Source organism: Flavobacterium algoris, from assembly GCF_048158525.1.
Classification (GTDB): domain Bacteria; phylum Bacteroidota; class Bacteroidia; order Flavobacteriales; family Flavobacteriaceae; genus Flavobacterium; species Flavobacterium algoris.
Map to the genome: position 1 here is coordinate 75,070 of NZ_JBLNKT010000012.1, position 10,503 is coordinate 85,572.

Annotated in this window: 8 protein-coding genes; 2 read left to right on the top strand and 6 right to left on the bottom strand. The window is 32.9% G+C overall.

The window, feature by feature from the left end; genetic code table 11:
- The first annotated feature begins 186 nt into the window (after window positions 1-186).
- A complete protein-coding gene (locus ACM55I_RS08540; protein ID WP_416846347.1) occupies window positions 187-1,383 on the top strand; it encodes an ImmA/IrrE family metallo-endopeptidase in 1,197 nt (398 codons plus the stop codon).
- Between the two features lie 5 nt (window positions 1,384-1,388).
- Window positions 1,389-1,946: a hypothetical protein gene (locus ACM55I_RS08545; RefSeq protein WP_416846348.1), complete on the top strand. Its 558-nt coding sequence runs from the start codon at window positions 1,389-1,391 to the stop codon at window positions 1,944-1,946.
- Window positions 1,947-2,294: 348 nt separating this feature from the next.
- Here ACM55I_RS08545 and ACM55I_RS08550 read toward each other — a convergent pair whose 3' ends face one another.
- The 6 genes from ACM55I_RS08550 to nirB form a co-directional block, all read right to left on the bottom strand.
- Window positions 2,295-3,773 (bottom strand): MFS transporter, encoded by a 1,479-nt coding sequence (locus ACM55I_RS08550; RefSeq protein WP_416846349.1) that lies wholly within the window; start codon window positions 3,771-3,773, stop codon window positions 2,295-2,297.
- Between the two features lie 154 nt (window positions 3,774-3,927).
- A complete protein-coding gene (locus ACM55I_RS08555) occupies window positions 3,928-4,587 on the bottom strand; it encodes a response regulator transcription factor (RefSeq protein WP_416846350.1) in 660 nt (219 codons plus the stop codon).
- A 126-nt stretch (window positions 4,588-4,713) separates the two neighbouring features.
- Window positions 4,714-6,522, bottom strand: a complete 1,809-nt coding sequence (locus ACM55I_RS08560) for a sensor histidine kinase (protein ID WP_416846351.1) — start codon at window positions 6,520-6,522, stop codon at window positions 4,714-4,716.
- 12 nt (window positions 6,523-6,534) lie between these two features.
- Window positions 6,535-7,122 (bottom strand): DUF4202 domain-containing protein, encoded by a 588-nt coding sequence (locus tag ACM55I_RS08565; RefSeq protein ID WP_416846352.1) that lies wholly within the window; start codon window positions 7,120-7,122, stop codon window positions 6,535-6,537.
- Between the two features lie 29 nt (window positions 7,123-7,151).
- Window positions 7,152-7,529 (bottom strand): nitrite reductase small subunit NirD, encoded by a 378-nt coding sequence (gene nirD, locus ACM55I_RS08570; RefSeq protein ID WP_416846353.1) that lies wholly within the window; start codon window positions 7,527-7,529, stop codon window positions 7,152-7,154.
- Window positions 7,530-7,640: 111 nt separating this feature from the next.
- Window positions 7,641-10,148 (bottom strand): nitrite reductase large subunit NirB, encoded by a 2,508-nt coding sequence (gene nirB / locus ACM55I_RS08575; RefSeq protein ID WP_416846354.1) that lies wholly within the window; start codon window positions 10,146-10,148, stop codon window positions 7,641-7,643.
- Window positions 10,149-10,503: the final 355 nt, after the last annotated feature.

Consider the following 10,503-nt stretch of genomic DNA (forward strand, 5'->3'; position numbering starts at 1 on the left):
CAAAGTCTTGGACTTTGAGGTTTTATTTTTCGGTATCAGACCGATTTTCACTTTCTCAAAGTCGGAAATTTTGCGGTGAGTGGGACGTTTATTTAATTATGTAATATTTTTTTCGAGGGTAATTACCCTTTAAGTGTTTTTTTATTTCTATATTTTGTTTATATTTGCGGGGTAAATACCTTTTATATGAAGTCTACAGACATTAATAAATTACTACAATCAATTTTTTTAGAGGATAATTATGTTGATGTAAGAGAAGTTTTTGAAACTAAATTAGTTGAATATAATTTAAGTAAAACAAAAGCTCTAAAATTACTTAATATTGACAAAGATGTTTTTGAAGAAATAATTTCAGGAACAGCAAAACAACCAAATTTTATAAATATTGTCAAAATTTCAGAGTTTTTGAATATTGATATTAATGATTTTATTAATGTTGTTTTAAAAAATCAAAGCAGAGAAAATATTTCTTCAATTGAAAATGCAAGAAAAGCAACATTTTTAGTTAAGAATTTTGACATTAAAGCTTTAACCAAACTTGGTTTCTTTAATAATAGTGATGATACTGAAGTATTAGTTGATAAAGTGTTATCTTTTTTTGGTTTTAGCTCAATAAGTGACTACGAAGAACAACTTGACGAGCCTCTATATAGCCGGGTTAAAAGAAATTTTTCAGATAAAATGAAAGATTTTTGGATAAAATCAGCTTATCAGAGTTTTAAAATTATTGATAATCCAAATGAATATAATCGTGAAAGATTAAAAGATTTAATAGTAAAAATCAAACCATATTCACAAGATTTGCAAAATGGACTTTTCACTGTTTGCAGAGCATTATATAATCTTGGAGTTACGGTTATTTTTCAAAGCTATCTTTCTACAACACAAGTTAAAGGAGCGACATTTATCATAAAGGGCAAGCCTTGTATTGTTTTGACAGACTTTAATAAAAAATATCCAACTCTCTGGTTTACATTAATGCACGAGTTACATCATGTGTTATTTGATTTTGATTTAATTGAAACTAATAGTTTTCATTTAACTGGAGATAATGATTTGTTTTTAATTGAAGAGAAAGCTGATTCTTTTGCGAGAGATATTTTTTTAAGCGAAGAGAAGTTTCATTACATTAAAAAATATATTAATAATGCTTATTTAGTGTCAAAATTTGCAAAGGAAAATGAATTACATGAGTCAATCGTTTATTCATTTTTTACTTGGTATCAAGATAAGTTATATAAGAAAAGTTATCATGCTGCTTTTAGAGAATTTTATCCGGACTATTCTGAATCTTTGAAAAAATTAAATCCTATTTCTTGGGATGATAAAAATTTGAAGCAAGCAAGTGAAAAAATAAAATCCATTTTAGAAATTAAATTTTAGTAGTTATGATTGAAGATGAAAACAAAAAAATTAGGAAAGAAGAAGATTTAGAAATTTCCAAAGCTGATTTAGAAAGATTAGAAATTCTTCAAAAATCTAATGAAAAAATTGGTAAGCAATTAAGTTTTAACTCTGAAACTGGTAGTTTAGAAGAAATAGATGAATTACGTCGATTAATCGGTAAAGAGTTTGAAAATCCCGAAGAAAAATATAATATTTATTATAAAGGAATTCGCAAACTACTTATGGAGTATTTACCAAAAGGAAAAGAATACAAAGAAATTAGAGATATTATTTATGACGAAAAGAATATTTTCTTAAATAATGGTAAGAGAAAGTCCGATAATAATGGGATTAGATTGTCTGATGGTAGAATGACTTTTCAAACCAATATGAATGAGATTTTAGAAATAATTGTAAAATGGATTTCAGATTCTCAAAATGCTTTTGATATTTATAGATTATTTTATGAGTTAAATGAGAATTTTGGATATGGTCATGAGCATTATGATAAATCAACTTTAAATGTTGCAAATGCAATGTTAAAATTGAGTAAAAAATAAAAATGATAACCTGTTTTTATTAGATTTCATAATTCAGCACATTTTTGTAAAGTTATCAAATAACTTACAAGCATTCGCGTTTCAATATAAAATATATATTTATTTCATTGCAAAAAATTACATTTAAAACAAAAACCGCAAACTCACAGCTTTAAAATCTGTGAATTTGCGGTTAATTTTTGTAGCTTCTACACAAGACGTAAAACCGTAATAGAAAGTGTTACGCCCGTGTATGAAGTAAAAACTTTCTAGAGGAATTGAAAGTTTTGCTACTCTTTTTTAAATGAAGTTTATTGTGTGATTATTAACAACTTTTTTAACCCAATTAAACCATTCAAAAAAGTATTATTATTTACGTTCCATTTCTCTGGATAGCGTAGGTTGTTTTTCGTTCATGATTTTGGTTACCGTGAAATGCATCCAAATCAAACAAATCGCTGAGAATAGCAGGATAAATACCCAAGAGCTTGACCAAATTCCGGTTGCAGTCAATAAATAACTGAAGATAATTGGTCCAAAGAAACCACCAAGACCACCTATCATTCCTACCATTCCACCTACAACACCTACTTCTGTCGGGAAATATTCAGGAATGTGTTTGTAAACGGCTGCTTTCCCAATTCCCCAAGAAATACCAATCAGGATTACTAAAACTAAGTACACCCACATATTTGCATCAAAATGGATTGCAGTAATTCCTTTGGCTAATAATTCTTTTTTCTTAACATCTTGGTTTTGCGTCACAACGACTTCTTGCCATGAGTTTTTGGTTGGGAAAATAGAACTTTCAAGTGGTTTTTCTACCTTTTTATTGATTGGAAAGTCTTTATCTCCTACTTTTACATTCGTTTCAGTAACAGCGGTTATCGTTCCTTTTTTACCAGCCATAACACCTGGTCCTGAAGTTGTGATATCCATTTTTGGAACCATCAACAAAGCACTCAATACTACTGAAGACGATAATACCCAATACATCACTTTTCGTGCACCAAATTTATCTGATAAGTAACCTCCAAAAGCACGAATCACACCAGAAGGTAAACTAAACATCGTAGCAAACAAACCACCCATAACCAAACTGGTTTGATACACATTCATAAAGTTTGGTAATAACCATTGTGAATAGGCAACAAAGCATCCAAAAACTAAGAAATAATAAGCTCCAAATCTCCAAACTCGGGCACTTTTTAATGACTGAAGCATTTCAGTTACTGTTTTTGTTTGGTTCTCTATTTTTTTATTTTTTGCAAAAACTAAGAAGACAAATCCAATAATTACTAAGGCTGTTCCGTAAATAATGGGTAATAATTTCCAACCATTTTGAGGGTCTTCTACTGAAAAATGATTCAATAATGAAGGGGCAAGGAATGTAGTGATAGCTGCTCCCGCATTTCCCATTCCAAAAATTCCCAATGCTCTTCCTTGCCATTCTTTTGGATACCAAATAGAAGTAAATCCAATACCAACAGCAAAACTGGTTCCTACCATACCAAACAAAAAGCTTAAAAGCGCAAACAAGAAAAAGCTATCCGCTAAAGGAAGTAGAAACAAAGGAATAGAGCAGAGCAGCAGTAGTATGGAGAATACATATTTACCCCCAAATTTATCAGTTAAAATACCGATTGGTAAACGCATAATAGAACCTGTCAGAATTGGAATTCCAAGAAGCCAGCCCACTTGGACAACGCTCCATTTAAAAATACCATTGTCTACTAAGAAGGTAACTAAAACACCATTTAAAGTCCAACAAGCAAAACATATAGTAAAGGCAAGTGTATTTAAAAACAAAATTTTATGCGATTGGGATAATGAGTTTGAATTTTTCATAATACTTATATTTTTTATCAAAATTAAGTATTAAGGCTTATGTAAAACCTGCTAAAACGCATGTTTTTAAAAATAATTAAGTATTTATACGTATTTTTAGTATTATTGTGTACGTATTTTTATTAGTGCAAACAAAAAGTGGCCTTTAAAAGGATTAGAGTAAAGAATATTCTGTGGCTTTATTAGAAAGTTCCATAAGATTTTTTACTTTCAATTTTTTCATCAAATTAAAACGGTGTACTTCAGCTGTACGTTTACTGATGTCCAAAGCTTCAGCGATTTCTTTATTGCCTTTCCCGGATAATAAAAGTTTAAGAATTTCTTTTTCTCTTTTGGTTATTAGCTGTTCTTCGTCTAATGTTTGTTTTGCTTCTATTGTCCCGGATGGATTACTAAGCTGCCCAATTAATATAGACGAAATGTCGCCGCTAAAATATTTTCCGCCATTAGCAATGGTGTGAACTGCCTTAAGAAACTCTTCTTTACTGGAACCTTTAAGTAAGTATCCATCAGCTCCGGCTTTGATTGATTTTAATACGTATTCCTCGGATTCATGCATAGAAAGCATAACAATTTTTACCATATTGTTTTGACTTCTTAGTTTTTCAACTACTTCAATACCGGTTAAATTAGGCATACGAATGTCTAAAATCAGTAAGTCAGGTTTTACTGTTTCTATTATTTTTAGGGCTTCTAAGCCGTCTGTAGCTTCGCCTACAACTTCTATGTTGACTTCGTTTTCTAATAATGATTTGATACCATCTCTTACAAATACATGATCATCTGCCAGAACAACTCGAATAGTATTACTCATAACTTACTTAATTTTGAAACCTGATTATTACGTATATTAACCTAAAAATAAAGGCTAAGATACGTATTCTAATGAAATTATTTTATTTGGATTGAAAAAAGAATGAATTTTGTAAAATTCAGTGGATTATATAGGAATATTGAAAGTAATACGAGTCCCTTCGTCTGGAATCGAATTGATGAAAACCCGACCATTAATATATTGAATCCTTTCTTTCATAAAAAGCAATCCCATTCCGGACTCACTATTTCTTTTTTTCTCGGCAGCATTGATATCAAATCCCTTTCCGTTATCATCAATTGTAATACTCAAAATGGTACTACTATGCGATAACTGTACAATTATATGGGTCGATTCGGCATATTTAAGAGCGTTATTAATCGCTTCTTGTGTCAGTCGATAGATGTTGATTTCAATTAAAGAATCCAGTCGTTTATCAAAATTAGTTTTATTATAAAAAAGGATATTTTTCCCTGTCAGTTTTGATAATTCCTGAGTCAGTTTTGCAATAGAAGAAACAATTCCATGATCGCTCAATTCCGGTGGCATTAGGTTAAATGTGGCGGTACGAACTCCTTTTATAATGTCAAGCGATAATTTTTTTAGATATTCTATTTTTTGGGCAGCTTTTTCTTTGTCATCCAGATTAATACTTTCCAAGCTGAATTTTAAACCGGTAAGCATTTGCCCAATTCCATCGTGAATTTCTCTGGCAATCCTGTTTTGCTCGTTTTCCTGATTTTCGACAATTTTACTCGAAATAATCTTCTGCTGATTGATTTTATTGGTTACGTTTTCGGTATTCAATCGTTCGACTTCTTGTTCTGCTTTTTTACGTTCGGTAATATCAAAACAGATAATCAACAATTCAGATTCCTCTTTTTTTATGGTTACAGGAACCATTGATATATCCAGCCAAAGGGATTCTCCTTTTCTATTGGTTATATTGAGTTCTCCTTGCCAGCCACTGCGCTGTTTTTCCGAAATAATTCTACTGATTGTGAGTTGTTCCTTTTCTATTGGCGTTAATACTTGCGAGAATGTTTTGTCAGAAACGAAGGGATTATACTGAAGTAATTTAGAGAATTTTTCACCAATATGTATTAGTGAACCATCTGGTGCAACACGGCAATAGAGCAATGTGTTTTCCATTGCATAATTGAGTGATTTTAATTCTTTAACAGAGTTTTCCTTTATTTCGCTAATTATCTCAGTGTTATAGGCCAGTTTTAAAGCCTTCTTTTCAGATAGCAATAGTTTAGAAATTAGTTTTTCTACTTTTTGGTTTGTAGGCTTAAAAATGAAAATTAATTCTAATAATAAAATCAATAAAGTAAAACCAAATATCACATATTCTGTTTTGCGTTGCAGCGTTACTTTATCCAGTGCTTCGTGGTCGTATTTACTTACAATTTGGTTCATTTTCAAAAGAAAAACACCTTCATTCTCAAGGATAGTCTGCACTAATTTTTGATTTTCTTTTTTGTTTTTGTGTTCCTTATTGTTTATTAAAAATTGTGTGGTGGCACTAACAATACTATCAAAATGAGGTTTTATGGAAGTAAATAACGCTAAGAGATTCGGACTTTTTTCTTTAGGGAAACCAAGACTGTCATTTCCTTTTTCTAAATTGTAATGCGTACTTTTCCAAAGCGAAAGTGTTTCATTAATACGAAAGATTTCTTGTTTGCTTTTGGCAGTATCGGTTACGAAATTTAAAATTAAAACTTCTTTAGTCAATTTCTGGCTCAGCATTCTTTGTTTTCCCGAAATATTTATTATTCGGGAATCACTCAACTGTCTTTTAAGATTATATTGAATAAGAAGTTGACTCAATACTACCGTGATAGCAATGGTCAAAAGAGCGAAAATATACAATCGCCTTAATTTTTTGAAAGTACTTTTATCGGCAGACTCTTTGGCTTTGCTTTTCATAACGAAATCAAATTACAATCCAAGAGCCTCTTTTATCAATTCAAGATTCGTAGCGCTGTAGTTGATTTTTAAGGCTTCCTGATGTCCTTTTTCAGACATTTTATTCCAAGTTTTAAGAATAATATTTTTCATTTTTTCCCTGTCGTGTTTCTGTACAAAAGGGTCGAGGTAATACGCTAGAAACACTAAGCAAATTACATCTTCTAAAAGTTGCGTTTCCTCGTCCTTCTTCAGTAATTTTTTTTCGATCAGAAAAGAAACTCTGGCAATAAATTCTTCGCTGTAACCTGCTTTTTCTAAAATAAGAGCGGCTGTTTTGGCATGAAATTTTTTCAAATCTTCGCGCCATTTTAAATAACCCACACGGTCCATAGGGTAGGATTCCCTTGCTATTTTCCATCGGCAAATATGTTGTGCTTTAGAGGCAATCTGAACTGCTTCAGAAGCATCTGGATGAAAATCCATTAGCCTTTCATACATTCGATTCGAATATAATAATTCCTTTGGATACGTTGTAGCTTGGTATGTTTCGTGGTTTGGATCTTGAGCATTCTCTGCGTCAATCCATTTACTGGCGTTCTGGAATGGTGTGGCTGTCATTTGAAATGTTTAAAATCAAAGATACATAATTATTCCAAAAAGCCAACGAATACTTCATCTTCTACAACTTTTATAGGGTAGGTTGCAATTGAATATTCCTCTCCATTCAGATTGGAACCATCAACTAGAGAAAAAGTTTTCTTGTGCATTGGACAGGCAATTTTAGGAATGTTATCTGCAGACCCTGTCATACCTCTGGATAGTACCATTTCCATTCTGTGCGGGCAAACATTTTGACAGGCATACCATTCATTTCTTCTTTCGAAATTAAAAATAGCAATTTGTTTGTTTTTGTATTTGATACAACCTCCTCTATTGCTGGGAAAGTCTTTGATTTTTCCAGCTTTAAACCATATTTTCACATCGTTTGGATGTACAGTTTCATATTGACTTAAGATATCTTCCATTTTTATATGTTTTTATTTTTCATCACTTCAACAACTTTTTTAGCGAATGCGAAATATTTAAATAAATTGTTGAAGTTGAGATGGAGAAAAGATTATACTATTTGCGTTTTATTACCAAGGTTTTGGCATTTTTTGATCTCTTAACGGCACGTATTCAATATTGTCGTCCTTATCATCAGAATTAACGAAGTGGTTAAAACGTTTCATCAATCTTGGTTTTTCAAGTACTTGCTTCCATTCACATTCAAAAGTACCAACGAGTGATTCCATTTCTGTTTCTAATGTTTCACAAATCTCCAAGCGGTCAAAGATGATTACTTCTTTCAGGTAATCGATACCACCTTCTAATTTTTCTAGCCAGGTAGCCGTTCTAACTAATGGTCCGGCAGTGCGGATGTAATACATTAAGAAACGATCTAAATATTTGATAACTGTGGCTTTGTCTATTTGTTCGGCCAATAAAACAGCGTGTTTTGGATTAGCGCCGCCGTTTCCACAGATGTAGAGGTTCCAGCCGCCTTCCACGGCAATCAGTCCAAAATCTTTTCCTCTTGCTTCGGCACATTCTCTAATACAAGCAGAAACGCCTCCTTTTATTTTATGTGGCGCACGAATCCCTTTGTAACGATTTTCCAATTCAATGGCAAAACCAGCACTGTCATCCATACCGTAACGACACCAAGCATTTCCTACACAACTTTTTACGGCTCTTAATGATTTTCCATAAGCGTGTCCGCTTTCAAAACCATTTTCGATCAATATTTTCCAAATTTTTGGTAAATCGTTCAAGTGTGCTCCAAATAAATCGACCCGTTGTGCCCCAGTTATTTTAGTATATAAATCGAATTGTTTGGCTACTTGTCCAATGACAATTAATTTTTCGGCAGTAATCTCGCCACCAGCAACTCTTGGAACAACAGAATAGGTTCCGTTTCTTTGAATATTGGCCAGGAATCGGTCGTTTGTATCCTGAGTGGTGACGTGTTTGTTTGCGGTATCATTATAGATACTGGAGAAAATAGAGGCTACTATTGGTTTACAAACTTCGCAACCATCGCCATTCCCGTGATGGTCGATTACTTCGTAATAGTTGGTGTATTTATTTATTTTGACGATATCAAACAATTCTTGTCTGTTATAATGAAAATGCTCACATATCGTGTCTTTAACTTCTTTTCCTAATGATTTTTGAGTTTCTTTCACAAGGTCAACTACCATCGGTTTACAGCCGCCACAACCTGTTGTAGCTTTGGTGTTTTTCACAACATCTCCAAAAGTGGTACAAGTTTCATCGATGATAGAGCAGCATATAGCGCCTTTTGTAACGTTTTCACAAGAACAAATTACAGCAGTATCCGGTAAATCCATTGCACTTCCAAAAGAAGATGCTTCTCCGCCTCTGGAACCAAGAATTAAATCTTCCGGGTTTTTAGGCAACGGCATGCAATTGCTGTAAATTTGGAACAATGCATTATAATCGCTTGAATCGCCCACTAAAATTCCACCTAATAAGGTTTTGGAATCTTTGGTAACATTGATTCTCTTATAAATTCCACTTAATTTGTTTTCGTAAACAATGGCGGTCACGTCCTCATTTTCTATAAAAGGATCACCAAAACTCGCCACTTCAACACCTATTAATTTTAATTGTGTAGACATATCGATGGTTTCCCTCATCGTTTTTGCGCCTTGCATGATTTGTTCAGCGGCTACATCGGCCATTTCATATCCGGGAGCAACAAGACCATAAATCATATGGTTGTAAAGTGCTACTTCTCCGATCGCATAGATATAAGGATCCGAAGATTGCATCTTGTTGTTTACTATAATTCCTCCACGTACGCCTACTTCAAGTCCGGAAACTCTTCCTAGTTCGTCCCGGGGTTTAATCCCTGCAGAAATTACCAGCATATCCACTTTTAGAAGATCATCTCCTTCAAACATCATTCCCGTAATGGCATGTTCTCCAGCAATGTATTGGGTTGATTTGTTAAGGTGAATGCCAATGTTGAGTTCCTCAATTTTTGATTGCAACATGTCACTCGCCCCTTTGTCAAGCTGTCTTGGCATCAATCGAGGAGCAAATTCCACTACATGTGGATTTAATCCTAAATCATATACCGCTTTAGCAGCTTCTAATCCTAATAATCCACCACCAAGGACGGCAGCTTCTGTAGCGCCATTTTGCTTTATTTTTTTGGCGTAAGCCATAATTGCATCCAGATCTTCAATGGTTCTGTATACAAAAACGCCTTCTTTATCCACACCTTCAATAGGCGGAACAAAAGCAGCGGAACCTGTAGCTAAAACTAAGTAGTCGTAAGTATGCGTTTTTTCTAAATGGGTATGTATTGTTTTTTGTTCTCTGTTAATGTCAGTAATTAATTCAGAGGTATTTAGGATTATGTTATTTTCTTCATACCAATTTGAGGTTGATAATGATAAGTCATCGGCGCTTTTACCCGCAAAGTATTCACTCAAGTGAACTCTATCGTATGCGCGTCTTGGTTCTTCTCCAAATACGGTGATTTGATATTCTTCATGTCCTGATTTTGTAATGAATTTTTCACAAAACTTGTAACCTACCATGCCGTTTCCGACTACTATTACTTTAATCATAATCTCATTAATTAAGTATTATTACGCAAATATAAGTATTAATACTTAATCTAAGTACTTAATTATGTGTTTTTGAAATTAATTAGTAATTATTCGAAAAAGGGTATTTTAAATAGGGTATTTATAATTAAAGTTCTGTTTTGTTGAAAAAACTATTTTGTATTTTTTGAGGGGTCAAATAATATTTGGATAAAAAAAAGCTCCCAAAAAGTGTTTGGGAGCTTTTTATTAATTTAAAATGTCCCGTCCTGAAATAGCGATACACAAAAAAGATCGTTATGGAAGAAAACATAAATTATGTAAAACGCACCCAACGCGATTACAGTATGTCTTTAAAGCTTCAAATTGTTAGAGA

What these genes read in the sequence shown, in the direction of transcription:
- ACM55I_RS08540 (WP_416846347.1), top strand. Translation starts at nt 187, where the DNA reads ATGAAGTCTACAGACATTAATAAATTACTACAATCAATTTTTTTAGAG.
- ACM55I_RS08545 (WP_416846348.1), top strand. Translation starts at nt 1,389, where the DNA reads ATGATTGAAGATGAAAACAAAAAAATTAGGAAAGAAGAAGATTTAGAA.
- ACM55I_RS08550 (WP_416846349.1), bottom strand. Translation starts at nt 3,773, where the DNA reads ATGAAAAATTCAAACTCATTATCCCAATCGCATAAAATTTTGTTTTTA.
- ACM55I_RS08555 (WP_416846350.1), bottom strand. Translation starts at nt 4,587, where the DNA reads ATGAGTAATACTATTCGAGTTGTTCTGGCAGATGATCATGTATTTGTA.
- ACM55I_RS08560 (WP_416846351.1), bottom strand. Translation starts at nt 6,522, where the DNA reads ATGAAAAGCAAAGCCAAAGAGTCTGCCGATAAAAGTACTTTCAAAAAA.
- ACM55I_RS08565 (WP_416846352.1), bottom strand. Translation starts at nt 7,122, where the DNA reads ATGACAGCCACACCATTCCAGAACGCCAGTAAATGGATTGACGCAGAG.
- nirD (WP_416846353.1), bottom strand. Translation starts at nt 7,529, where the DNA reads ATGGAAGATATCTTAAGTCAATATGAAACTGTACATCCAAACGATGTG.
- nirB (WP_416846354.1), bottom strand. Translation starts at nt 10,148, where the DNA reads ATGATTAAAGTAATAGTAGTCGGAAACGGCATGGTAGGTTACAAGTTT.